We start from the raw sequence: 25049 nt of genomic DNA on the forward strand, positions 1-25049 counted from the left end.
TTACACAGGTTATCCACAGAAAATATTAAGATTTAGAGGTAAATACCTGTTTTATCGAGAAATTTTATTATTAATACAGATATCTTGTGCACAAACCTGTGTGTGTTCATGACAAAAACTGGGCAGAGTTTTGGGGATAACTCACTTTTTCTCTCCTCTCTGTATAACTCAAGGTGTTACAACCAGCTTTCAATCAGCTTAAGCGCAGCTTATAGAGTCTTTTTCCTATCGGTTATCATCATCATAAATATTTGAAAATAATAATATTTTTATACTTACCCACAGAAATATAGAGCACTATATATAACAACATCATTAAAACCCTAAATAACAAAATATATATTTCTCTTTTAAAAAAATTCTCCTTTGTTGTAACGCGAACACTTTTTTTGGAAAAGTATCAGTAAAAGGAAATTTGAACTTTTACCTGGGACACGCCGTGAGCCCGTCCATGGGGCTTGTCTTTAACGTCCTTGTCTCAGATAAAACGTCAAATCCCTCTTCGTTGAGAAATACGTGATAAAAAAGCGTTGATTAATCCCTGTACAAGTTTTGTGCAAAACCAAGACTCGCTCTATAATGTCGCCCCTTTTGACCTACAGGTCATATTTCGGCTAAGTACGCAGTTAAGCTGCAAGGTGTGAGCGATGATTTTCCCGGATCGTTTTGATGTGATTGTGATTGGTGGCGGCCATGCCGGTACTGAGGCGTGTCTGGCGTCGGCACGTATGGGTTGTAAAACCCTGCTCCTCACCCACAACATTGAAACCCTTGGGCAAATGTCATGTAATCCCGCAATTGGCGGGATTGGCAAAAGTCATCTGGTGAAAGAAATCGATGCACTTGGCGGCGCTATGGCGTTGGCTACCGATAAAGGCGGTATCCAATTTCGCGTCCTGAATGCGCGTAAAGGGCCTGCCGTGCGTGCGACCCGGGCTCAGGCTGACCGGATTCTCTACAAAGCAGCGATCCGCGAAACCTTGGAGAATCAGGAGAATCTGTGGATCTTCCAACAAGCTGCTGATGACCTGATTGTTGAAAACGACCAGGTGCGTGGTGTAGTGACGCAAATGGGGCTGAAATTTATGGCCGACCAGGTAGTGTTGACTGCCGGTACCTTCTTGGGTGGTTTGATCCATATCGGTTTGCAAAATTATTCCGGCGGCCGCGCAGGCGATCCTCCATCGATTGCGCTATCAAAACGTTTGCGTGAATTGCCGTTGCGCGTTGATCGTTTAAAAACGGGTACACCTCCCCGTGTTGATGCCCGTACAGTTAATTTTGATGTGTTGGAAAAACAATGGGGTGATGAACCTCGCCCGGTGATGTCGGTGCGTGGTAACCGTGAAATGCAACCGCGCCAGATTTGTTGCTACATCACCCATACCAACGAAAAAACTCACGATGTTATTCGCCGCAATCTCGACCGTTCACCTATGTACTCAGGTGTAATTGAAGGGATTGGTCCGCGTTACTGTCCATCGATTGAAGATAAAATTCACCGCTTCGCGGATAAAGATTCGCATCAGATTTTTATCGAACCTGAAGGACTTACCACACACGAGCTTTATCCGAACGGGATTTCCACCAGCTTGCCGTTTGATGTGCAGTTGGAAATCGTGCGCTCAATGAAAGGTTTTGAAAACGCGCATATCCTTCGCCCCGGTTACGCGATTGAATACGATTTTTTCAATCCACAGGATTTGCAACACAGTCTGGAAACCAAAGTAATTGGCGGATTGTTTTTTGCCGGCCAGATTAACGGCACCACGGGTTACGAAGAAGCGGGTGCGCAAGGTATGCTTGCAGGTATCAATGCCGCGCTGCGCGCCCAGGAAAAAGAAGCTTGGTGTCCGACCCGCGATCAAGCCTACATCGGCGTACTGGTTGACGATCTGATTACACTGGGAACCAAAGAGCCTTATCGCATGTTTACTAGCCGTGCGGAATATCGCCTGCTATTGCGTGAAGACAACGCAGATTTGCGTTTGACCGAAAAAGGCCGGGAACTTGGTTTGATCGGTGATGAGCAATGGAAAATTTTCTGTGATAAACGCGAACAAATCGAATTGGAACAACAGCGCTTACGTTCAACCTGGATTCAAGCCGGTTCCGCTGAAGCAGAATTAGTTGAGCAAAAAATCCAGACTAAATTGACACGCGAATACAGTTTGATGGATTTGTTAAAAAGGCCGGAATTAACCTATGCTGATGTTGCACCTTTAAAAGGCGAATCACTTGCCAATGTAGCTGCTGCCGAACAAGTTGAGATCGGGGCAAAATATTCTGGCTATATTGAGCGTCAGCAAGAAGATGTTGACCGCTTACGTGCATATGAAAATACGATTATTCCTGATGACTTTGATTATTCACAAGTCGATGGCTTATCGAATGAAGTAAAACAGAAACTCATCGCAGCAAGGCCACAAACTTTAGCCCGTGCATCGCGTATTTCTGGTGTAACACCGGCAGCAATATCACTGGTATTAGTGTATTTGAAAAAACGCGGTGTACTTAAGCGTTTAAAAGAAGATACACCTGAACAACAAGCCAGTTAATCAGCGAATAAAATTTTTTTCCGCTTCGCGGATACATTGAGTAGTCCACGTGATTGAACCAGAATTACACGATAGATTAACGCAACAGCTGGTACGCGGTGCAGCTGAGATGTCGGTTTTGCTCACCGGTGAACAAACAGAAAAATTGCTGGCGTATGTCGGTGAATTTGAAAAATGGAACAAAGCTTATAATTTGTCAGCGGTTCGTGATATCCAGCAAATGGTTTCGCGCCACCTTTTAGATAGTCTAAGTGTGGTTCCTTGGTTCAACTCACATAAAGCCAGAGTAGAAAAAAAATGTCCGTTAACGCGGATAATTGATGTAGGAACTGGTGGTGGCCTTCCGGGAATTCCGTTGGCAATTATGTTCCCTGAAAAACAATTTACGTTGTTGGATAGCAATGGTAAAAAAACCCGGTTTTTATTTCACGTAAAAACCTTACTGGGGTTAACAAACGTAACCGTAGAAAATCGCCGCGTAGAAGAGTTTAATCCGGCAGAAAAATTTCACGGCGTCATTAGCCGTGCTTTTGCCAGTTTGCAGGATATGACTGAAGGTTGTGCAAACCTTGTTGCGAAAGATGGAATTTTTCTCGCTATGAAAGGCATTTTTCCGGAAGATGAGTTGGCACCCATCAGCGACAAAATTGAGTTATTGGAAAGTATTAAATTAGTTGTCGCAGAAACGGATGGCGAACGCCATTTATTAATCCTGCAGTCTAAACAATAAAATTTTTCAACCACGCGGTGGTTATAGGATTGTCACTTGACCAAGATCTATGCGATTGCAAACCAAAAAGGCGGCGTGGGCAAAACAACAACCTGCGTGAATCTGGCGGCGTCTTTGGTTGCGACCAAGAAACGTGTATTGCTGGTTGATCTTGATCCGCAAGGCAACGCTACCATGGGCAGTGGCGTGAATAAAAACGAAGTGGAAAAGTCCATTTACGATGTGCTCACCGAACGCGAGTCAATAAATGATTGTTTGGTATTATCGGAAAGCGGTAAGTACCAAGTGTTGCCAGCAAATGGTGATTTGACTGCGGCAGAAGTTGAAATGCTTGCGCTCGATAATAAAGAACGCCGTTTACAAAATGCGCTTAACCTGGTGCGTGACCAATTTGATTATATTCTGATTGACTGCCCTCCTTCGTTGAACATGCTAACTTTGAACGCATTAACGGCATGCGATGGTGTCATTATTGCCATGCAATGCGAATATTATGCACTGGAAGGTTTGTCGGCTTTGGTTGGCACTATCAATCAAATTCAAAAAGTATTGAATCCACATTTAAAAATCGAAGGTCTATTGCGCACTATGTACGATCCGCGCAACAGTCTGACTAACGATGTATCCGCACAATTGCAGCAACATTTTGGAGATCGCTTGTATCGCACCTGTATTCCACGCAATGTGCGTCTTGCTGAAGCTCCAAGTTTTGGTATGCCGGTGTTGGCTTTTGATCGTCAATCCAAAGGCGCTATAGCGTATCTTGCTCTAGCGGGTGAAATTTTGCGTCGCAATGAATCCAGCAACAAATCTGCTGCAGAAGTTGTAGCAACCAACTAAAAATTCGTTTTTTGATTATATAAGGCCAACAAGAATGTCGAGTAAACGCAAAGGTTTGGGTAAAGGCTTGGATGCACTCCTGAGTGCAGGTTTGGGAGTGACTGCGCCAGCGCCGGAAATGCCTATTACCCCAAGCGAGGCGGATCAAAAAATTGAATATAAAGATGGCAAACTCGCGCACTTACCCGTCGAGTTAATCCAACGTGGTAAATACCAGCCACGCCGTGATATGCATCAGGAAGCGTTGGAAGAGCTGGCTGAATCGATAAAAGTCCAAGGTGTAATGCAACCAATTGTAGTGCGCAGCATTGGTGAGGGACGCTACGAAATCATTGCCGGTGAGCGTCGCTGGCGTGCAACACAATTAGCGGGACTAGATAGAATCCCCGCGGTGATTCGCGACGTGCCCGATGAAGCTGCCATTGCGATGGCTCTGATTGAAAATATCCAGCGCGAAAATCTAAATCCCATTGAAGAAGCGGTTGCATTAAAGCGCTTACAAGATGAATTTGAGTTAACCCATGCAGAAGTTGCCCACGCGGTGGGCAAGTCACGTACTACGGTGACCAATCTGTTGCGCTTGATTGCATTAAGCGAAGAAGTCAAAACATTGCTGGAACATGGCGATCTGGAGATGGGACACGCCCGCGCTTTATTGACTCTGGAACCGTTGCAGCAGAAAGAAATTGCCCGCCAGGTAGTCGCCAGGGGATTGTCTGTACGTCAAACAGAGGCATTGGTTCGTCAGCTACAGGAAAATCAACATCAGGAAAAAGTGACGCCAGAAGTCAAAGTGTCGGCTGATATTCGCCACCTGCAAGATCAATTGTCGGAAACCTTGGGAGCCGGCGTGGAAATTCAGCACAGTGCCAAAGGGAAAGGCAAATTGGTCATCAGTTACAATTCCCTTGATGAACTTGATGGCATTCTTGGTCACATTAAATAATTTTTACTTTTTCATCCTCTACAATGCATCCTGATTTCGATGTCTTGTATCTATATCTAGTTGTAATGCTCTCCATTAGCCACAAGCGGCAGTAAGTCTCAAAACAGTGCCTAAATTTACAGCAAATTTACTAGTCAGTTTTTGAGTTTGATGCTAGCTCGAAGGTTGCCGCTGGGGGGCTTAGTCTCTATAATGCGCCACGTTTGGGCGCAAGGAACATAAACTTGTTACTAATGGTAATAAGACCGTGTTTGTGACAAAATGCCGCCGCAAAAATTGGGGGGTGAAAACACTTGTCTCGTTATCTAAAGGGGCGTGATACAGCTCTCCAAACAGTAGCCGCCCAGTTGGTATCGACTCTGGTTGCTGCCGCTACTGCCTTGGCGATCAACTATTCGATCGCAATTTCAATTTTAATCGGTGGAATAATTGGTGTGACAGCCAACTTGTGGCTGGCGCTTGTGGTGTTTCGCCCTGCGTTGGGTGCACCAACCCAAAAAATGCTCACAGCATTTTATGTGGGTGAGTTTGGAAAATTTATAATCACAGCCGTCTTGTTCCTGCTGGCGTTCAAGCAGATTGGGTTTCTGAAAGAAGCCGCTTATGCCGCCACCATGATCATGGCTTATGTGATGGTTCAGGTTGTTGCCTGGATCTACCCACTGATGCGCCGCAAGGTCTAGAGCGTTAGTAGGTCAAACGTTTTTTCAACTTTAATTTTGGAACTTAACGATGTCATCCGCCGAAAACGAAGCATTAACATCCTCCGAATACATTAAACACCACCTCACCAACCTTACCTATGGCCAATTACCGGATGGTACTTGGGGGTTCGCACACACTAGTGATGAAGCTGCACAAATGGGTTTTTGGGCTTTCAATGTTGATACATTGGGGTGGTCAGTATTTCTGGCAACAGTGTTTTTTCTGATTTTCCGTAGTGTTGCCAAAAAAGTAACCAGCGATGTACCAACCGGCATGCAAAACGCAGTTGAAGCGGCAGTCGAATTTGTCGAAGGCAATGTCAAAAGCATGTTCCCTTACAAAAACTCCATGATTGCCCCTATGGCATTGACCGTTTTTGTGTGGGTATTTTTCATGAACGCGATGGATTTGGTTGCCATCGATCTACTTCCTGGCTTGGCTCAACTATTTGGTGCCAATGTACTGGGTATGGATCCGCATCATGTGTATTTCAAGGTGGTTCCTACAACCGATCCTAATATCACTTTAGGCATGGCCTTTTGTGTATTCATCCTGATTCTTTGGTTCAGCATTACTCAAAAAGGTTTGTTGGGCTTCCTTAAAGAGCTGACTTTGCACCCGTTCAGCAGCAGCAATCCGATTATCCAAACGCTCTTTATCCCTGTGAACCTCGTATTGGAATTGCCAGGCTTGATTGCGAAGCCAGTTTCTCTGGGTTTGCGGCTGTTCGGTAACCTTTATGCAGGCGAAATTATTTTTATCCTGGTAGCGATCCTTTACGGTGCAGGGATCATTTTTGCCGGTGTTGCTGGTGTGATTCAGGTTATTTGGGCTTTATTCCATATTCTGATTATCTTCTTGCAAGCCCTTATTTTCATGTCATTGACCATTGTGTACATGAGCATGGCTTATCAAACCGATGAGCAACACTAAGCGTTTTTTGTAACCCGTTTTGTAAATTGTTTTTTTTGTTTGTTCTTTTAATTTTTATTTATCAACTTAGTAGGAGAAAACACTGTGACTGAAGCTCAAGCTTTGATTTATTTGGCAGGTGCACTGGTAATTGGTTTGGGTGCTGTTGGTGCTGCCATTGGTGTAGGTATTCTCGGCGGTAAGTTTTTGGAAGGCGGTGCTCGTCAACCAGAATTGATCCCGATGTTGCGTACTCAATTCTTCGTTGTTATGGGTCTGGTTGACGCGGTACCAATGATCGGTGTTGGTATTGGTATGTACATCCTGTTCGCAACTGGCGCCTAATTTTAGCTGTCGTGTTTGCGATTTAAATTCCTTTAACAAAGGCATCTAAACGTGAATCTTAATGCAACTCTTATCGGTCAGATGGTGGCGTTTGTCATCTTCATTTATCTGACACATCGCTTTGTGTGGCCACCCATTGTTGCGGCAATGGCAGAGCGTAGCAAGCGTATCGCTGATGGTCTTCAGGCTGCCGATAAAGCTGAAAAAGATCTCGAACTGGCTAAACAAAAAGTGGTTGAGCAACTGACGTCTGCAAAGAAAGAAGCTGCCGCAATCATTGATCAAGCAAACAAACGCGCTATCGAAATTGTTGAAGAAGCAAAAGAGAAAGCGCGTGTTGAGGCGGATCGTGTTAAAGCCGCTGCCCAAGCTGAAATTGATCAGGCTACTGCCCGTGCACGTGAAGAATTGCGTGCGAAGGTAGTGACTCTGGCATTGGCCGGTGCAGAAAAGATTCTGGAATCTTCTATCGATCAAAACGCTCACAACGAGTTGGTAAACAAACTCGCTGCGCAGCTGTAAGAGAGGTAGATATGGCTGAACTCACTACCCTGGCTAGACCTTACGCCAAAGCAGCATTCGAGTTCGCCCTGGCTGCCAACAAATTGCAGTCATGGTTTGAAGCTCTGGAAGTTTCAGCCGCCGTTGCCGAACAAGATCAGGTGAAAAAAGCGTTGAGCGCATCTGGTTTGTCGGCACAGCAGAAAGCTTCCGTTTTTGTACAGGTTTGTGGTGAACAACTGGATGAGAATCAAAAGAATTTCATCCACACCCTTGCAAGCAACAAACGTTTGGCACTTCTTCCCTATGTGAAAGAGCTGTTTGCCAGACTGAAAGCCCAGCAAGAAAAAACTATTGATGTCGAGGTAACAGCAGCTTACGAGTTGCCTGTTGACTTGATTAACAAATTGGCTCAGGCCCTGAGCGCCAAACTGGATCGTAAAGTCAGTGTGCAAGGTTCGGTAGATAAGAACCTGCTTGGTGGGATTGTTATCTCCACTGGCGATATGGTTATTGACGGTTCAGTCCGTGGTCGCTTGGCGAAGCTCGCCGAAGCAATGAAATCCTAATTTTAGGGTTGAGGAACAGAGCATGCAGCAACTGAATCCTTCTGAAATCAGTGAAATCATCAAGCAGCGCATTGCTGGCCTTGAGTTTTCAACAGAAGCACAAAACGAAGGTACTGTCGTTTCCGTAACTGACGGTATTATTCGTATTCACGGTCTCGCCGATGTTATGTACGGTGAGATGATTGAATTTGAAGGCGGTATTTACGGTATGGCACTGAACCTGGAGCGCGACTCCGTTGGTGCTGTAATTCTGGGTGACTACCGCGGTGTGGCCGAAGGCCAAAAATGTAAGTGTACTGGCCGTATCCTTGAAGTGCCTGTTGGTCCGGAATTGCTGGGTCGCGTTGTTGACGCTCTTGGTAATCCAATCGACGGTAAAGGTCCGCTGAGCACCAAAATGACCGACGCAGTTGAGAAAATTGCACCGGGCGTAATTTGGCGTAAGTCGGTAGACCAGCCAGTACAAATCGGTTTGAAAGCAATCGATGCAATGGTACCAATCGGCCGCGGCCAGCGTGAGCTGATCATCGGTGACCGCCAAATTGGTAAAACCGCTATCGCCGTTGATGCCATCATTAACCAAAAAGGTTCTGGCATTAAGTGTATTTATGTAGCGATCGGTCAAAAAGCCTCTTCTGTTGCGAGCGTTGTGCGCAAGCTGGAAGAAAACGGTGCTATGGATCATACCATTGTGATCGCAGCTACTGCTTCTGATCCTGCGTCTATGCAATTCCTGGCAGCATTCACCGGTTGTACTATGGGTGAATATTTCCGTGATCGCGGACAAGATGCCCTGATTATTTATGATGACCTGACCAAGCAAGCTTGGGCTTACCGTCAAATTTCCTTGTTGCTGCGTCGCCCACCAGGCCGCGAAGCTTATCCTGGCGACGTGTTCTATCTCCACTCACGTCTGCTTGAGCGTGCTTCTCGCGTAAGCGAAGAGTACGTAGAGAAATTCACCAAAGGTGAAGTGAAAGGTAAAACCGGTTCCTTGACCGCATTGCCAATCATCGAAACCCAGGCCGGTGACGTTTCTGCGTTCGTTCCAACCAACGTGATTTCTATTACCGATGGACAGATCTTCCTTGAATCGTCCATGTTCAACTCAGGTATCCGTCCTGCGATGAACGCTGGTATTTCGGTATCGCGTGTAGGTGGTGCTGCACAAACTAAAGTTATCAAGAAACTCTCCGGTGGTATCCGTACCGCATTGGCGCAATACCGTGAGTTGGCGGCATTCTCCCAGTTCGCATCTGACTTGGACGAAGCAACCAAATCGCAATTGGAACACGGTCAACGTGTTACCGAGCTGATGAAGCAAAAACAATTTGCTCCATTGAGCGTTGCGCAAATGGCATTGGTACTGTTCGCTGCGAACGAAGGTCACCTGAAAGATATCGAAGTAAGCAAAGTGCTGGACTTCGAAGCGGCTCTGCTGTCTTTCGCCAAATCCGAATACGCTGACACTATGGCTCATATCGATGCCACTGGTGATTGGAACAGCGAATTGGAAGGCAAGTTCAAAGAGCTGGTGACCAAGCTGAAAGCGAGCCGCACCTGGTAATCTGGCGATCGCTGCGTTAATTCGCGGCGATCTCTAACCTTTTAGGCCGCAAGGCCTTAACCGGGGTTCGAGAGATGGCAAGCACAAAAGAAATTCGGACGCAGATAGCGAGCGTCAAAAGCACGCAGAAAATTACCAGCGCGATGGAAATGGTCGCCGCGAGTAAAATGCGTCGTGCGCAAGAGCGGATGCAATTGGGTAAACCTTATGCCCAGCGTATCCGTGAAGTAGTCGGGCATCTGGCCAACTCCAGCCCCGAATACAAACACCGTTTTATGAAAGAGCGCGATGTTAAGCGCGTGGGTTACATCATTGTTTCCAGTGATCGCGGCCTGTGTGGTGGCTTGAACACTAACCTGTTCAAAGCTTCTATCCGGGACATGAAGGCTTGGGCCGACAAAGGTGTAGCGATTGATTTGGGTTTGATTGGTGCCAAAGCTGGTCAGTTTTTCAAAAGCTTTGGCGGCAATGTCGTTGCTTCAACTCGCGATATCGGCGAAGCCCCGCAAGTGGCTGACCTGATTGGTAGTGTGAAGGTAATGCTGGATGCGTTTGAAGCCGGCACTATCGACAAGTTGTTCCTGGTGAGCAACGACTTTGTTAACACCATGACCCAAACACCAAAAGTTCGCCAATTGCTGCCTTTGGTTGCCGAAGAAAATACCAAGTTGAAACATCACTGGGATTATATCTACGAGCCAGATGCAGAGTTCCTGTTGAAAGGGTTGCTAACTCGCTTTATCGAATCACAAGTCTATCAAGCGGTAGTTGAAAACGCGGCCTCTGAACAAGCGGCGCGGATGATTGCAATGAAGAGTGCAACCGACAACGCCGGTGAATTGATTGATAGCTTGAAGTTGATTTACAACAAAGCGCGTCAGGCAGCGATCACCCAGGAACTGTCAGAAATTGTGGGCGGTGCGGCAGCGATCCAATAAGCTGCGTAGTTTGCATCTGCCCTGAAAGGCTAACGATTTTTGTATTTAATCCTTCAGAGCCCTGAGTTTTATTAAAAGGGATCTGGAATTTCTGGAACAAAGAGGAACCGGAAATGAGTAGCGGACGTATCGTTCAGATTATCGGCGCCGTCATCGATGTGGAATTCCCACGCGATGCAGTGCCTAAAGTGTATGACGCACTGGTTATTACCGAAGGCAACCTGACCCTCGAAGTGCAACAGCAATTAGGCGACGGCGTAGTCCGTACTATTGCTCTTGGTTCCTCAGAAGGTTTGCGTCGCGGTTTAACTGTGACCAACACTAACGAGCCAATCAAAGTGCCAGTGGGTGTTGAAACCCTTGGTCGTATCATGGACGTATTGGGTAACCCAATTGATGAAGCGGGTCCAATCGGCGAAAAAGAGCGTATGCAGATTCACCGCGCTGCGCCTAAATATGAAGAGTTAGCAGCTTCAGAAGAATTGCTCGAAACCGGTATCAAAGTAATTGACTTGGTTTGCCCTTTTGCTAAAGGCGGTAAAGTTGGTTTGTTCGGTGGTGCGGGTGTAGGCAAAACCGTAAACATGATGGAACTCATCAACAACATCGCAAAAGAACACAGTGGTCTGTCAGTGTTTGCCGGTGTAGGTGAGCGTACCCGTGAAGGTAACGACTTCTACCATGAGATGAAAGACTCTAACGTAGTAGACAAAGTAGCGATGGTTTACGGCCAGATGAATGAGCCGCCAGGAAACCGTTTGCGCGTTGCTCTTACTGGTTTGACCATGGCAGAAAAATTCCGTGACGAAGGTAAAGACGTTCTGTTGTTCGTTGACAACATTTACCGTTACACCCTGGCCGGTACCGAAGTATCTGCATTGTTGGGCCGTATGCCTTCAGCGGTAGGTTACCAACCAACATTGGCGGAAGAGATGGGCGTTCTGCAAGAGCGTATTACTTCTACCAAGATCGGTTCTATTACCTCTGTACAAGCGGTATACGTACCAGCGGACGACTTGACTGACCCGTCTCCTGCTACCACCTTTGCGCACTTGGACTCAACCGTAGTATTGAGCCGTGATATCGCTGCAAAAGGTATTTACCCGGCGATTGATCCACTGGATTCCACTTCACGTCAATTGGACCCAATGGTTATCGGCAACGAGCACTACTCAGTAGCGCGCGGTGTTCAAACCGTATTGCAACGCTACAAAGAGTTGAAAGACATCATCGCGATCCTTGGTATGGACGAATTGTCAGAAGAAGACAAACAAACCGTATCCCGTGCGCGTAAGATCGAACGTTTCTTGTCACAACCTTTCCACGTAGCGGAAGTATTCACTGGTTCGCCAGGCAAATACGTTCCACTGAAAGAAACCATCCGTGGTTTCAAAGGTTTGTTAGCCGGTGATTACGATCACCTGCCAGAACAAGCTTTCTACATGGTAGGTTCAATCGACGAAGCTATCGAAAAAGCCAGCAAGCTCAAGTAATTGAGTCAGCCCTGTTAACGCGGGGCTGTTGCTGATTAGCTTCTCCGATTTAGCTGTGAAGATTTAACTGAAAAGTAACGCAAGATAACCGAGACACAAAAATGGCCATGACTCTTCAATGCGATATCGTCAGTGCTGAGCGTGAAATTTTCTCTGGTCTGGTAGAGATGGTAATCACTACTGGTAGCTTGGGAGAAGTAGGTATTGCCTACGGTCACGCCCCATTGTTGACGGGTATCAAGCCTGGTCCTGTGCGTCTTATCAAACAAGGTGGTGCTGAGGAAATTTTCTTCGTTTCCGGTGGCTATCTTGAAGTTCAGCCTTACCATGTGACCGTGTTGGCGGATACCGCTTTACGCGCGGACGATATGGATGAAGCTGCAGCTTTGGAAGCACAGCAATTAGCGCAACAACAACTGGCAGATCAATCCAGCGAGATCGATTTCCAGCGCGCTGCCGCGCAACTGGCAGAAGCTGCTGCTCAATTGCGCACCTTGCAGGCAATTCGCAAAAAAGCGGGCAAGTAAGCATTTGTTGTTGGACAAAAAAGGCGACCTTCGGGTCGCCTTTTTTATTGCCACAAATTTTTTTGCTTAAAAAGCAAATTCTGTTGTTAGAAATTATTTTAATGTTGCCACCGGAGCAATTCCTTCATTGGTCATCATCACCGGTTTGATGGTGCCATCCGTATTAAAATACAAATGATCTATTGCGAGCTCGCGATGATTACCGTCTTCGGTATTGAGTGGACGTCGATGATAAGCAATATACCAATCGTCAGTACCTGGAATATTAACCACTGAATTGTGCCCTGCTCCTTTGGCGATGGTTAAATCCTGCTGTAATATTTTGCCGATACGGTTGAATGGGCCGAGTGGTGATTTCGCCATTGCATAGGCAACACTGTAATCCGATGCGGTCCATTCACCTTCCGACCACATCAAATAATAAATACCATTGCGTTTCACCATAAACGAACCCTCGACATACTCATTTGCGGGCGTGATTTCTTTAAAAAATTCACCATCTTCGAAAGGTTCAAGGCGACGTAAATCCTTGCTCAATTTTGCGACGTTGCAGTGCTTCCAGCCACCGTAATAAATGTAGAACTGGCCATCGTCATCGCGAAATACCATTTGGTCTATCGGTTGCGCACCATTGTGGATTTTGTTGATTAACGGTTTACCCAGTAGATCGCGAAATGGGCCATCAGGCTTATCGCTAACAGCAACGCCAATACCACCGGGTTGTTTATCGTTAAGAATATTGTTGGCACTGAAGAACAAATAATATTTGTCATTGGCATGAATAATAGAAGGAGCCCAAACCGCATAAGCTGCCCAAGAGACATCTTTGATATCCAACACACGCTGATGTTTAGTCCAATTGACCAAATCCCGGGACGAAAAAGCATCGAGGAAGGTCTGTTTCAAAAATGGTGACCAGATGCCCGTTTGAGTGCGTTGTTGCTTTTGGCTTTCACTGAGGGTGACAGGCAGGTCGGGTGTAGATACCCCAGCGGAATAAGTTGGATAAATCCAGAATTGACCTTCAAAAATCCGGATTTCCGGATCGGCGTACCATCCGGGTACGATAGGGTTAGCCGCTAATGTCGGGCTGGTTTGAAAAAAAGCGCTTGCGCACAACGCGATGAAATAAGCATTCATGAGTTTTTTCATAGGTTAGGTCTGCAATTTTTTATCGCCGTTGCGACAATTCTGTTTTAAATCGAGCTGAGTGTTTATCAAGTAACGATTAGACAGGGTAAAATTCCGTTAATTGCGAGGGGACAATTATCGCCCTATCGCAGCATCAACGCCCGCAACCCGTTAGAATGGGCGATATCACTCATACCACGATCGCAAAAGGAACCCATATGCTCGATATTCTCGTCCTCGCTGCCGGCAAAGGCACTCGTATGCGCTCGGACTTACCCAAAGTATTGCACCCCATTGGTGGTAAAGCATTAGTGCAACATGTCGTGGATACTGCACGTCAGGTAGGTGGCGAAAAAATATTGATCATCGTCGGCCACGGTGCTGAAAAAGTTGAACAAAAAATGGCGGCGCCGGATGTCAAATTTGTGTTGCAAGCAGAGCAACTCGGTACTGGCCACGCAGTACAACAAGCCCTGCCCCAGTTGCGCAATGATGCAACGGTATTAATCCTCTACGGCGATGTACCGCTGACCCGCGCAGAAACCCTGCAAAAACTGATTGCCGGTGTGAATGAAAAACAAATGGGTTTGCTTACCGTAAATATGCAAGATCCAACCGGTTACGGCCGAATAGTTCGCGATGCCTCAGGTGCAGTAATTGCCATTGTTGAACACAAAGATGCCAGCGATGAGCAGAAAAAAATTGCTGAAATTAATACCGGCATCATGGCGGTTAAAGCAGCGCATTTGCAGAAATGGTTGCCTCAATTAAAAAACAACAACGCACAGGGTGAATATTACCTCACCGACATTATTGCCATGGCCAAGGCCGATGGTATTGCGATCCATGTTGAACAGCCCAATGCGGTTGAAGAAGTAGAAGGTATTAATAATCGCCAGCAGCAGGCTGCACTGGAACGTTTTTATCAACAACAAAAAGCCAATGAATTGATGGTAGCGGGCGTGACACTTCTCGATCCTTCGCGCCTTGATATTCGCGGCAATTTAACCGCCGGCCGCGATGTAGTGATTGATGTGAACTGTGTGTTTGAAGGCGATGTTGTGTTGGGTGATGGTGTGGTGATTGAACCCAACTGTGTGATTATCAATAGCAAGATTGGAGCGGGAACCCACATCAAAGCCTTCAGCCATATTGAACAAGCGGTGATGGCAGCCAATTGTGATATTGGCCCTTACGCCCGTTTGCGCCCAGGCACTGATTTGGCCGATGAAGTCAAAATCGGCAATTTTGTCGAGACTAAAAAAGCCGTGATTGCCAAAGGCAGTAAAGTGAATCACTTGAGTTATATCGGCGATGCTAAAGTCGGCACTAAAGTGAATGTGGGCGCAGGCACAATTACCTGTAATTACGATGGTGTGAATAAATTTAAAACCGAGATTGGCGATAACGCGTTTATCGGCTCCAACTCTGCATTAGTTGCTCCGGTAAAAATTGGCGCGGGCGCAACTGTGGGTGCGGGCTCAATTATCACTAAAGATGTAGAAGCCGCGGAGCTTGCGATTGCGCGCAGTAAACAGCGCAATATTCAGGGCTGGGAACGTCCAACAAAAAAATAAACGAAACGATAAAAATAAAAAACGAGGCCAAGTGCCTCGTTTTTTATGAAAACTATATCAAGGCAGATTTTGAAGTTTATTGTGGCGAATATGAATTAGAAAAAGTGATGTGTTGCACCCAGGCACAAATCGTTGGTGATCTGAGCCGGGGGCAAATTGATTGCAACCTATATGTATCTGCGTTTAGTTTTTCCGGGCGACTTTATTCAATGACTGTGCCTTTTGTGCGCTCGCCAATTGGATGACAAAACTATTTTTGGCATCGGGTTTATTGCAATCTTTGGTGCAAACATTTTCCGGGTTAATCACTTCTACAAAACGAAAACCTTCACCCAGACTTGAGCGGTTTGATTGCCCGCCATGGCCGCGAAACGCCACTTGCGTATCACCGGGGCCGTAATGGCTGCCGCGGCGCGAGCGCATCATGCAGCTTTCTGCTACCCAGGCAGAACCATCGCTGGCGGCACCTACATAATTATCCCGGTCACAATCTTGTGTCCACTCGCTCACGTTGCCGAGCATATCGTAGAGTCCGAACGCGTTAGGCTTATAGCGGCCGACTATGCTGGTGTATTCCGATCCGTCATCACAGGCCATGGTTTTTGCTTGATATTTTTTGTCGCGCACAAACGCGCGCATGCCACTTGCGTCCCAGATATTGCCGTAATCGCACAGGGCTTTTTCATCATCGCTTACACCGTACTTGCTGGTGCTACCGGCGCGCGCGGCATATTCCCATTCGGCGTCAGTCGGCAGGCGATAATGTTTGCCAGTGGTCTTGGACAACCATTGCAAATAGGCATTGGCGTCATCCCAACTGACACACATTACCGGGTGGAAATCGCTCGGTGCATAGGCGGGTGTTAGCCAATTACCGGCGGCTATGTCGAAACCTACTTTGAATGATCCGCCCTTTTCGTCAACCCATTTCCAGCAGCGGTCTTCGCCAATCACATAACCCGTGTGTTCGACGAATTGTTTAAATTGTTTGACCGTTACCTCGTAGGCCGACATCTTGAATGCCTTGAGTGAGACGCGATGAACCGGTTGGGTTCTTTTGTCGGTGTCGCTGCCCATCATAAATTCGCCGGCGGGGATAGAGACCATGGGTGGCAGCAACAACTCGCCAGTGTTCCAGGTTTTGCGTGCGGCGAGTGTGTGTTTGATCAGCGCCTGGCTATTGATTCTGTGGGTTTTGGCTTGCGCCTGTTGGCGTTGGATGTTGCGTTCGAAGTTGTCATCGCGATGGCTTTGCTCACGGCTATTGAGTGCCAAACGGAAACCGGCTTGCAGTGCCCGCGGTGTTTTATCTTCCAGCAAACGGCGATAGCCGATTTCGACACGGTCTTCGGCATCCGCCCAAGAGCCACCACGCAAGATATGGCGAGTGCAAGCCGTCACTTTGTTTGCTGAATCCCTGTCTTCCGCGCAATCGGCCACCCATTCACTGACATTACCCGTCATATCCTGCAGGCCAAATGCATTGGGTTTATAGCTGCCAACGGCAGCAATGAACGTGCTGAAATCATTGCAGGCGACACCTGGTTGGGCTAAATCCAAATCTCGTGATTGCCGTTGGTGTGGGGTGTCATAGACATTGGCGTAGTCGCAAAGTTTGGTTGGCGTGTCCCCGTGGATATAACGGCTGTTGCTGCGCGCGCGCGCGGCATATTCCCACTGGACTTCACTGGGTAGGAAATAGTGTTTGCCGGTTTGGGCATTTAACCAATCCACGTAGGCATTGGCATCGGCCCAGCTAATGCAGTATGCAGCGTGGGTATTCAGATTATCCGGGTCGGGTTGCTGCGGTGGCCAGAAAGGAAACTCCAGCTTAACGTTGGCCTGTATCAGGGAACATTGACCCTCCCGTTTATAGCTCGTGGCTAATAGGAACTGATTGAACTCGGCCTCAGTCACCTCGTACTTGGACAGCTGGAACCCATCCACCCGCAGCTTATGATTGGAATGGGTATCAGCCTTGTCATCTCCCATTAACAAATTCCCGGCGGGAATGGCGACCATAATCGGTTCGATCACTGTGGTAGCAGGCGTTGAAGATTGGGCAAGTGCCAGTGTGGATAAGCAGCCAACAAAACTGGCTAGTAGGGAGCAATGGGTCATTCGCATTCGATAAGTCCTTAACGATAGAAGTGAAACGAGCGCGAGTGAAATTGGCTGTTTGTGTGGCAAAAATCCTAGTTAAATTCTAGTTTTTTGCCCGATAAGAAAAATAATAGAAAAATGGCCCGCGTGAATACCATTCCTAGGGTGTACTTGGTTGACCCGATTGCCGTGCGGACTAGAATTGACGCCCTTGCCGAAGCAGAACGGAATACCATGAAATACACCATCAAAACCTTCGTATTTGATACTGAACAGCTATTGCTGACGCAGGCGGGCGAGGTGATTGCACTGCGCATGAATGAGGCAAAGCTACTGGCACTGTTACTGAGCGAGCCGGGCAAGTTGTTCAGCAAAGAAGAAATTCTGGATAAGGTGTGGGTGGGTAAGGTCGTTGCAGAGCAGGCAGTGTTTCAGAATATCCGTCATTTGCGCGCTGTGTTTGGTGAGGAATCGATCAAAACCTTTTCCAAAAAAGGCTATCAATGGCAGTTGCCGCTGACTCAGGTTGGGAGCGATGAAGCGGGTTCAATACCCCTGAATAGCATTTCGTTAGCCAAACCCTTTTTCCCCAAAAGAATTGTCGCCAGCCTGGTACTGGGCTGCTTGCTGTCAGTCGCGGTGATGGTGTGGCATTCCTATCAGGCTACTGCCTCCCTACCCAGCATCGCCCTGTTACCCTTAATTTCCGGGGGAGATGTAGACCCAGAAGTACTGGATTCGCTGCGTATCGATTTGGAAAATACCGATGGATTTACGCAGGTCATTGCTAACAATCAGAAGGTGCCGGAGGACTTTTTCTGGGCGCCGCAAAAATACTTTCCCGCGCTTAGCCAAGCCGCGCAGGTTCCCTATGTGGCCGTAGCCAAGGTGACGCAACAGCCAGAGGGATTGAGGGTGCGTTACCAATTGAACTCCCGCACTGCGACTTGGCGAGCAGAGCATCAAGCACCGACGGCTGCGGCTTTGGCCGGGTTGATGAAGCAGCATCTGCAGGTGATTGTGAATTCCGGCTTGTTGGAAATAGATCAGCAAAACGCCGTGCTTAGGGCAGCACAGCTGAAACTATTGCACAATGAATATTCCCAGGACTTGAATCTGGTGTATGGGCTGATCGATCTTCATCTCAGAATTGGCGATGCCGCCAGTGCCAGAGTGTTGGCCAGGTTCCTCCAAAGTGAGTCGAGCAGGCAGCAGGACAAGCTAATGTTGGCAAAAGGCTATCTGGCAGAGGCCAAAGTCTACACCTCTGAAAATTTGCTGGCAGATGCAGAATTGCTATTGGCCAAGGCAGAGTCGGTGTTCAGTACCATTAACGATAAGGACAACTTGGCAGAAGTGGAACATGAGCGCATCGTCGTGGCGTTAACACACCACAACTATGACCAGGTTCAGGCTCATATTCAGCGTGCGCTTGAATATGTGCGCCGCGCAGGCGATGTACTTGGTGAATATCGTTTCAATACTTGGGCAGCGGTATTGGCGCATAAATTTCAGCGCGATCAAGATAGCTCGGCATATTTGGATGACGCAAAAGCTGTGTTGGATAAGCACCAGCGAGACGCTGACCTCTATGGATTGATCCACTTTTATGCCGGTATGTTTGCGCAGGATGAGGCAACTGCGGAAGTGCAGTACCGCACGGTCCTTGAGCTTATTCCTGCCGATCAGGATTGGTGGGAGCGGGAGCGCGCACAAGTTCACCTGAGTGAGCTATTGATAAAACAATCGCGCTGGCAAGATGCACAGGATCTTTATGCCAACCAGGAGCTTGATGCTGCCGAGGAGCTTCAAGTCGGCAAAATCTGGCTGGCACAACGCGAATGGACAAAGGCCGAAGCTCATGGAATCCGCGCATTTGAGCAGGCTAACATGAATGGCCAGCTACAGAATGCCTTGGATGCCGCTGCCTACTTGCTGCAATTGGATAAACGCCAAGGGCGGTCAGCTGACAGCTTCTATCAGCAATTTTTATTGGAACAGGCTGCCAATGTTCCCCTGTGGATCAGGTTCAATCAGTCGACTATTGCCGAGTTGGGGTTGGCGCTGCAAGAACCCTAGGTCGGTTGCAAAGGTAAAGATCTACTAAATCCGCCCAAAACAGATGCTCGATGCTTGATGAAACCGTTATCATCTGGCGATTAAATCAGATAAATATAAAGAGCGATTTATGACCCGATCAAAACTTCTTGTTGCACTTTCGTTTATGGGATCACTGGTTGCCTGCGGTAGTGGAGGTGGTGGCGGTTCCAGTACTCCCAAACCCGCTTCTTCTATTGCACCTACCAGCAGTGTTGCGCCCTCGTCGGTTGCAGCTTCTTCACTAGCACCCTCATCGCTGGCCGCTTCCAGTACAGCAAGCCAAGGTGCGGCGACTATCAGCAGCTTTATTGTGGTCGATCAATTTGGTTACTTGCCCGATGCCAAAAAGGTCGCGGTCATCCGCGATCCGCAAACCGGCTATGACGCCGCGCTGAGTTTTACCCCCGGTGCGATTTATCAGCTGATCAACCTGGATAGCAATACCGTGGTGCTGAGCGGCAGCGCGGTGAGTTGGAAATCCGGCGCGACTTTTGATGCCGCCGGCGATAAAGCCTGGTGGTTCGATTTCTCCAGTGTCACCACACCGGGCCGCTATGCGGTGGTGGATGTGGAAAAGAATGTGCGCTCGCCCGGGTTCAACATTGGTGCGGATGTATACAAACCCGTACTCAAACACGCGATGCGCAGCTTCTTCTACCAGCGCGCCGGTTTTGCTAAACAAGCGCCTTTTGCCGAAGCAGGTTGGACCGATGCGGCCAGCCACATAGCTGCCGGGCAAGATAAAAACGCACGCCTGTATAGCGACAAAAATAACGCCGCGACCGAAAAAGACCTCTCCGGCGGTTGGTATGACGCGGGCGATTACAACAAATACACCAACTGGCACGCCTACTATCTGGTCGCCCTGCTCCACGCCTATGCGGAAAACCCGACTATCTGGACGGACGATTACAACATCCCCGAATCTGGCAACGGTGTGCCCGACATTATCGACGAGATCAAATGGGGTTTTGACTGGCTGAAGAAAATGCAGAACAGCGATGGCTCGGTGCTATCGATTCTTGGATTATCCCACGAAAAAGCGCCCAACCAACACGCCAGCCCACCTTCAAGCGCCACCGGCCCCAGCTATTACGGCCCAGCGAGCACCTCGGCGACCCTCACCAGTGCCGGTGCTTTTGCACTGGGCAGTAAAATTTTGGCTGGGTTGGATAACCCCGAGTTGAATACCTACGCTGCCGATCTGAAAACCCGCGCGGAAAATGCCTGGACCTGGGCAGTGGCCAACCCCAACGTAACTTTCCGCAATAACGAGGGTGCATCGGCCGGCTTGGGCGCTGGTCAACAAGAGGTGGATGACGCCAGCCGCGCCACCAAGAAAACCACCGCCGCGATTTACCTGTTTGCAGCGACCGGTTCCGCTACTTATCGCAGCCATGTGGATGCCAACGCAACTAACGCCACCAGTTGGGTGGATGTATGGAATGAGCCGGAAGTCAGCGCCTGGCTTTATTACGCCAGCCTGCCCGATGCCACCGGTGCCATCGCCACCAGCCTGAAAAATCAATACCAATCCGCGTTCAACGCCAACAACAACTGGCCGGCGGTGCGCAACGGCGATGACCCTTACCGCGCTTATATCGGCACCAGCAACTTCACCTGGGGCAGCAACCGCACCATTTCCCGCAAGGGGCTGACCTTCCACAATCTGATCGACTACAGCATCAACGGCATCGATCAAACCGAGGTGCGCAACGCGGCGGTGGGCTACCTGAATTACATCCATGGCGTTAATCCCCAGGCGATGGTCTACTTGTCCAACATGTACAGTCTGGGTGTGCACAGCTCGGTCAACGAGTTCTACCATTCGTGGTTTACCAACGGCAGCGCACTCTGGGATAGAGTCGGCACATCCACCTACGGCCCAGCGCCCGGCTTTTTAGTTGGCGGCCCCAACCCGTCTTATGACTGGGATGGCTTTTGCCAAACCAACTCAAATGATTCCCGTTGCGGTGGAGCCGTATTAAGTCCACCCAAAGGCCAACCGGCAATGAAAGCCTACCTGGACTTCAACACCAGCTGGCCGCTCAACTCCTGGCAGATCACCGAAAACCACAACGACTATCAGGTCGCTTATATTCGTTTGTTGTCCAAGTTTGTGAAGTAATAAACCCAACGCCATTTTACGGAGGGCATATAAATGCCCTCCAATTCCCCGCATAATCACCGCCCGTTTTTTGTTTTTAGTCAGGGTCGATGTGATAGAAACCAGCGTGATCACCAGCATTGATTTTTTTATCCGCTACGCCTGTATCGGGCAGTTGCTGCTATTGGTCGCGTATCTGTTTTATGAACCCTATCGCACGCAATCTACTTTTCGCGCGCAGATTATTCCGCTGATGTTGGCGCTGGGTGTTGCTGCTTATTTATTGTTGACCGCGCCTTACTCGCCGCGTCCACAGGGATTTATTCGCAGCATCCTGTTGATGTTCACTCACACCATGCCGGTATTTTTATGGTTATATGGCAAACAATTATTTGATGATGAATTTAATTTACAGCGCTGGCCGGTGTTTGGAAAAGTCGCCTTGGTGTTACTGGCCGGTTTTTATATTTATGTTTTCTTGATTCGCGGCGGTGGCGGCTATCTCCAAATGGCAAGTCATGGCATCGCGTTGATATTTATTGTGCATCTTTTGGCGAGCGTGATGCTGACCTGGCGCAATGACTTGGTAGAGCAGCGGCGCGTTGCGCGTTTTTGGTTTGTTTTGTTAGTCGGGCTGTTTTTTCTGATGTTGGATCTGGTCGAGCTCAGCAATACCCGCTTGAATCGCCACCAGATTTTTATGCTGATGAACGCATCGATTTGTTTGATCGGTACCAGTATTACATCGGTGCTGTTATTTTTTCATGCATTATCGATAAAACCAGAATCCGTATCAGATACAACATCGGATGCGCCGCGCTATTCACGTTTAATCCCGCAAGAAAACGCGCTCGCTAAAAAGTTGCACTGCTTTATTGAAGCTGCAGGTTACGTGCAACCCGATCTCACTATCAGCAAGTTAGCCGAACAATTGGAATGCGCGGATCATCACTTGCGTAAACTGATCAACCAATCGCTGGGTTACACCAACTTCAACGCGTTCCTCAATCACTACCGAATCGAGGCGGCGCGCCAGCGTTTGGTGGAAACGTCACTGCCGGTTCTCACGATTGCGCTGGATTTAGGCTACGGCTCCATCGCTTCATTTAATCGTGCATTTAAAGAGATTACGGACACTACGCCAACTTCTTATCGCACCGCTGCGCAGCAGCAGAATTCATCTAAATAAAAGTAAATATCACTGATCAATTTTAAAATCGATCAGTTTTTTTTGATTTTGCTAAGCTATTTTTCACTGTTTTCGCCAGAGTGGTTTTTAATAACGCGATGGTGAAAAACAATGCACAAGATCCCCTACAAAAAAATCAGCCTGCTCGCCGGTGCGATGGCATTTATTTGGTTAGCAGCACCGATTTACCAATTCCTTGCCTATGAAGGCAAAGTACCTATGTGGTTCCCTGCCGATATAACGGCGCCGCAGACTTATCCCCAAACAACTGCATTTTCTACGCATCCGCAATCGGTATCCGCGTTGCAATTACTCGCGCAATACCGTGAAAAAATTCATGCACCCGCGATGTCGGCCGCTGTCGCGGTAGATGGAAAAGTTGTGTGGGCGGGTGCAGTAGGTTGGGAAAATATCGAACAACAAACCCCCGCAACTGATAGCACACAATTCCGGATTGGCAGTACCTCTAAAGCTGTCACCACCACATTGCTCGCTAAATTTGTTCAAGATGGAAAAATCGATTTGGATAAACCTATCTCCCATTACGTTGCGGATTTACCTAATCCGCAATGGAGAAATATTACACCGCGACAACTTGCCTCCCACTCCAGCGGCTTGCCGGATTATCTGGATAATTATGGCGATGTATGGGGAATGTATTATTTATTTAAGCTCGATAAACGCTACACATCCGTACGTGAATCGCTGGAAGTGTTTGATGATACAGCGCTGCTATTTACACCGGGCAGTCAATTTCACTACACCAGTTTCAACACGGTATTGCAAAGTGTGGTACTTGAAGCTGTCGCGCGCGAGCCGTTTCTTAGCGCTATGCGCAATCATATTTTTACGCCGCTGGGCATGGATTCCACTGGCGCAGAATATGAGTTTTTGCAACCCAACTCTCTGGCGACTTTTTATTGGAATAAAGATGGAAAACACCCTGCTTTTCGCGTCTGGCAAAAAGTCGATTTAAGCCATAGGCTCGCAGGCGGCGGATTTATCTCCACGCCTTCCGATATGGCCATGCTGGGTTCGGCTTGGTTGAATGATGATTTCATCGCCCCGCAAATAAGAACGCTTTTCTGGCAACCTCAACAACTATCAGATGGCTCAACCAACCCCCAAAACTATGCACTTGGGTGGCGTTGGGCAGAGTATGACGATGGCAACGGCATCATCAAAAATGCCAATCACGGCGGCGTATCGCGCGGATCGCAAAGTTGGCTGATGGTGATTCCAGAGCGAAACATGGTAGTTGCCGTCATGATCAACGCTAATGTCGAAGAATTCTGGGATTTTGGGCAGGTAAGCATGCCTTTGGCGCGCCTGTTCTTCTAATACCAAGTTGCTTTTTTAACCAAATAAACCTTGCCAATAAGTTTCGAAAGACTACAATATCTTTCAAATCGAAACTTACTGGCAAGATAACATGACCAAACGGAACACCCAGCAGCGCCGTCGGGCGATTATCGACCTGCTTAACAGCAGTGGTGAAGTCAGTGTTGAGGCCTTGGCAGAGCAGTTTTCTACCTCAGAAGTGACTATTCGTAAGGATTTGGCCGCGCTGGAGTCCAATGGGTTATTACTGCGCCGCTACGGTGGCGCGGTTCCGGTGCCGCAGGAGTTGATGAGTGATCCGGTCGAAAAAGTTTCGGTTCGTAAGCAGTCTATTGCCAAAGCTGCCGCGCAGTTGATCCGCGATCACAATCGCATCATCCTCGACAGCGGCAGTTCCACTACCTCAGCGTTATTGCCCGAGTTATCGCACAAGCAAGGCTTGGTGGTGATGACCAACTCCCTCAGCATCGCCAATGCCCTGCGCGAGCTGGAAAACGAACCCACGATTTTGATGACCGGCGGCACCTGGGACCCGAAATCCGAAGGCTTTCAGGGCCAACTCGCCGAACAAATTTTACGTTCCTACAACTTCGACCAATTTTTTATCGGTGCCGATGGTTTGGATTTGGAGCGCGGCACGACAACATTCAATGAACTTTACAGCTTGAGCCGCGTGATGGCCGAAGTCGCACGCGAAGTGATTGTGATGGCCGAGTCCGACAAGATCGGGCGCAAAATTCACAATCTGGAATTGCCTTGGTCGGCAATAAAAGTGCTGGTCACTGATGACGGTATCGCTGAACAAGATAAAAAGAAAATTGAAAAACAAGGTGTGCAAGTGATTATTGGTTAGAGAGTGATTTTTGCATC

General features: G+C 48.1%; 21 protein-coding genes. 19 read left to right on the forward strand and 2 right to left on the reverse strand.

What is annotated here, in order from left to right; translation table 11 throughout:
* Window positions 1–647 precede the first annotated feature (647 nt).
* The 13 genes from mnmG (at window position 648) to B2739_RS06845 (ending at window position 12631) form a co-directional block, all read left to right on the forward strand.
* A complete protein-coding gene (gene mnmG, locus B2739_RS06785; RefSeq protein WP_331345097.1) occupies window positions 648–2558 on the forward strand; it encodes a tRNA uridine-5-carboxymethylaminomethyl(34) synthesis enzyme MnmG in 1911 nt (636 codons plus the stop codon).
* Between the two features lie 109 nt (window positions 2559–2667).
* Window positions 2668–3288: a 16S rRNA (guanine(527)-N(7))-methyltransferase RsmG gene (gene rsmG / locus B2739_RS06790; RefSeq protein ID WP_331345133.1), complete on the forward strand. Its 621-nt coding sequence runs from the start codon at window positions 2668–2670 to the stop codon at window positions 3286–3288.
* 36 nt (window positions 3289–3324) lie between these two features.
* Window positions 3325–4128, forward strand: coding sequence for a ParA family protein (locus B2739_RS06795; RefSeq protein ID WP_331345098.1), 804 nt, complete (start codon window positions 3325–3327; stop codon window positions 4126–4128).
* Between the two features lie 34 nt (window positions 4129–4162).
* Window positions 4163–5074 (forward strand): ParB/RepB/Spo0J family partition protein, encoded by a 912-nt coding sequence (locus B2739_RS06800; RefSeq protein WP_331345099.1) that lies wholly within the window; start codon window positions 4163–4165, stop codon window positions 5072–5074.
* 293 nt (window positions 5075–5367) lie between these two features.
* Window positions 5368–5757 (forward strand): ATP synthase subunit I, encoded by a 390-nt coding sequence (locus B2739_RS06805; RefSeq protein ID WP_331345100.1) that lies wholly within the window; start codon window positions 5368–5370, stop codon window positions 5755–5757.
* A gap of 49 nt (window positions 5758–5806) precedes the next feature.
* Window positions 5807–6712 (forward strand): F0F1 ATP synthase subunit A, encoded by a 906-nt coding sequence (atpB, locus tag B2739_RS06810; protein ID WP_331345101.1) that lies wholly within the window; start codon window positions 5807–5809, stop codon window positions 6710–6712.
* A gap of 84 nt (window positions 6713–6796) precedes the next feature.
* Entirely contained in the window at window positions 6797–7036 is a 240-nt protein-coding gene (gene atpE, locus B2739_RS06815; protein WP_039916140.1) for a F0F1 ATP synthase subunit C, read from the forward strand.
* A gap of 51 nt (window positions 7037–7087) precedes the next feature.
* Window positions 7088–7558, forward strand: coding sequence for a F0F1 ATP synthase subunit B (locus B2739_RS06820; protein ID WP_049631333.1), 471 nt, complete (start codon window positions 7088–7090; stop codon window positions 7556–7558).
* 11 nt (window positions 7559–7569) lie between these two features.
* Window positions 7570–8106 carry a F0F1 ATP synthase subunit delta gene (locus B2739_RS06825; RefSeq protein WP_331345102.1) on the forward strand — a complete coding sequence of 179 codons (537 nt, stop codon included), beginning with the start codon at window positions 7570–7572 and terminating at the stop codon, window positions 8104–8106.
* A gap of 22 nt (window positions 8107–8128) precedes the next feature.
* The gene (gene atpA, locus B2739_RS06830; protein WP_331345103.1) at window positions 8129–9673 is read left to right on the forward strand and encodes a F0F1 ATP synthase subunit alpha; all 1545 of its coding nucleotides are present in this window, start codon (window positions 8129–8131) and stop codon (window positions 9671–9673) included.
* 74 nt (window positions 9674–9747) lie between these two features.
* A complete protein-coding gene (atpG, locus tag B2739_RS06835; protein WP_331345104.1) occupies window positions 9748–10611 on the forward strand; it encodes a F0F1 ATP synthase subunit gamma in 864 nt (287 codons plus the stop codon).
* Between the two features lie 113 nt (window positions 10612–10724).
* Window positions 10725–12104, forward strand: coding sequence for a F0F1 ATP synthase subunit beta (gene atpD / locus B2739_RS06840; RefSeq protein WP_331345105.1), 1380 nt, complete (start codon window positions 10725–10727; stop codon window positions 12102–12104).
* 101 nt (window positions 12105–12205) lie between these two features.
* Window positions 12206–12631 (forward strand): F0F1 ATP synthase subunit epsilon, encoded by a 426-nt coding sequence (locus B2739_RS06845; RefSeq protein ID WP_331345106.1) that lies wholly within the window; start codon window positions 12206–12208, stop codon window positions 12629–12631.
* A 93-nt stretch (window positions 12632–12724) separates the two neighbouring features.
* Here the strand turns inward: B2739_RS06845 and B2739_RS06850 are convergent, their stop codons facing one another.
* The gene (locus B2739_RS06850; RefSeq protein WP_331345107.1) at window positions 12725–13783 is read right to left on the reverse strand and encodes a glycoside hydrolase family 43 protein; all 1059 of its coding nucleotides are present in this window, start codon (window positions 13781–13783) and stop codon (window positions 12725–12727) included.
* A 197-nt stretch (window positions 13784–13980) separates the two neighbouring features.
* On the opposite strand from B2739_RS06850, the gene glmU reads away from it, so the two are divergent.
* The gene (gene glmU, locus B2739_RS06855; RefSeq protein ID WP_331345108.1) at window positions 13981–15339 is read left to right on the forward strand and encodes a bifunctional UDP-N-acetylglucosamine diphosphorylase/glucosamine-1-phosphate N-acetyltransferase GlmU; all 1359 of its coding nucleotides are present in this window, start codon (window positions 13981–13983) and stop codon (window positions 15337–15339) included.
* A gap of 183 nt (window positions 15340–15522) precedes the next feature.
* Here glmU and B2739_RS06860 read toward each other — a convergent pair whose 3' ends face one another.
* Entirely contained in the window at window positions 15523–17466 is a 1944-nt protein-coding gene (locus B2739_RS06860; protein WP_331345109.1) for a formylglycine-generating enzyme family protein, read from the reverse strand.
* 210 nt (window positions 17467–17676) lie between these two features.
* Between B2739_RS06860 and B2739_RS06865 the strand changes: the two genes are divergently transcribed.
* The 5 genes from B2739_RS06865 (at window position 17677) to B2739_RS06885 (ending at window position 25032) form a co-directional block, all read left to right on the forward strand.
* Window positions 17677–19521: a winged helix-turn-helix domain-containing protein gene (locus B2739_RS06865; RefSeq protein ID WP_331345110.1), complete on the forward strand. Its 1845-nt coding sequence runs from the start codon at window positions 17677–17679 to the stop codon at window positions 19519–19521.
* A gap of 109 nt (window positions 19522–19630) precedes the next feature.
* Window positions 19631–21670 carry a glycoside hydrolase family 9 protein gene (locus B2739_RS06870; RefSeq protein ID WP_331345111.1) on the forward strand — a complete coding sequence of 680 codons (2040 nt, stop codon included), beginning with the start codon at window positions 19631–19633 and terminating at the stop codon, window positions 21668–21670.
* A 91-nt stretch (window positions 21671–21761) separates the two neighbouring features.
* Window positions 21762–22838: a helix-turn-helix transcriptional regulator gene (locus B2739_RS06875; protein WP_331345112.1), complete on the forward strand. Its 1077-nt coding sequence runs from the start codon at window positions 21762–21764 to the stop codon at window positions 22836–22838.
* Window positions 22839–22949: 111 nt separating this feature from the next.
* Complete coding sequence (locus B2739_RS06880) at window positions 22950–24179, forward strand: serine hydrolase domain-containing protein (RefSeq protein ID WP_331345113.1); 1230 nt, start codon at window positions 22950–22952, stop codon at window positions 24177–24179.
* 91 nt (window positions 24180–24270) lie between these two features.
* Window positions 24271–25032, forward strand: a complete 762-nt coding sequence (locus B2739_RS06885; RefSeq protein WP_331345114.1) for a DeoR/GlpR family DNA-binding transcription regulator — start codon at window positions 24271–24273, stop codon at window positions 25030–25032.
* Window positions 25033–25049: the final 17 nt, after the last annotated feature.

Origin of the sequence: Cellvibrio sp. UBA7661 (assembly GCA_002483365.1) — a bacterium.
Lineage (GTDB): Bacteria > Pseudomonadota > Gammaproteobacteria > Pseudomonadales > Cellvibrionaceae > Cellvibrio.

Bases quoted from the DNA above. Each gene is read 5' to 3' on its own strand.
- rsmG (WP_331345133.1), top strand. From the start codon at position 2,668: ATGTCGGTTTTGCTCACCGGTGAACAAACAGAAAAATTGCTGGCGTAT.
- B2739_RS06880 (WP_331345113.1), top strand. From the start codon at position 22,950: ATGCACAAGATCCCCTACAAAAAAATCAGCCTGCTCGCCGGTGCGATG.
- B2739_RS06800 (WP_331345099.1), top strand. From the start codon at position 4,163: ATGTCGAGTAAACGCAAAGGTTTGGGTAAAGGCTTGGATGCACTCCTG.
- atpG (WP_331345104.1), top strand. From the start codon at position 9,748: ATGGCAAGCACAAAAGAAATTCGGACGCAGATAGCGAGCGTCAAAAGC.
- atpB (WP_331345101.1), top strand. From the start codon at position 5,807: ATGTCATCCGCCGAAAACGAAGCATTAACATCCTCCGAATACATTAAA.
- B2739_RS06885 (WP_331345114.1), top strand. From the start codon at position 24,271: ATGACCAAACGGAACACCCAGCAGCGCCGTCGGGCGATTATCGACCTG.
- B2739_RS06845 (WP_331345106.1), top strand. From the start codon at position 12,206: ATGGCCATGACTCTTCAATGCGATATCGTCAGTGCTGAGCGTGAAATT.
- glmU (WP_331345108.1), top strand. From the start codon at position 13,981: ATGCTCGATATTCTCGTCCTCGCTGCCGGCAAAGGCACTCGTATGCGC.
- atpA (WP_331345103.1), top strand. From the start codon at position 8,129: ATGCAGCAACTGAATCCTTCTGAAATCAGTGAAATCATCAAGCAGCGC.
- B2739_RS06825 (WP_331345102.1), top strand. From the start codon at position 7,570: ATGGCTGAACTCACTACCCTGGCTAGACCTTACGCCAAAGCAGCATTC.
- mnmG (WP_331345097.1), top strand. From the start codon at position 648: ATGATTTTCCCGGATCGTTTTGATGTGATTGTGATTGGTGGCGGCCAT.
- B2739_RS06870 (WP_331345111.1), top strand. From the start codon at position 19,631: ATGACCCGATCAAAACTTCTTGTTGCACTTTCGTTTATGGGATCACTG.
- atpD (WP_331345105.1), top strand. From the start codon at position 10,725: ATGAGTAGCGGACGTATCGTTCAGATTATCGGCGCCGTCATCGATGTG.
- B2739_RS06865 (WP_331345110.1), top strand. From the start codon at position 17,677: ATGAAATACACCATCAAAACCTTCGTATTTGATACTGAACAGCTATTG.
- B2739_RS06860 (WP_331345109.1), bottom strand. From the start codon at position 17,466: ATGCGAATGACCCATTGCTCCCTACTAGCCAGTTTTGTTGGCTGCTTA.
- B2739_RS06850 (WP_331345107.1), bottom strand. From the start codon at position 13,783: ATGAAAAAACTCATGAATGCTTATTTCATCGCGTTGTGCGCAAGCGCT.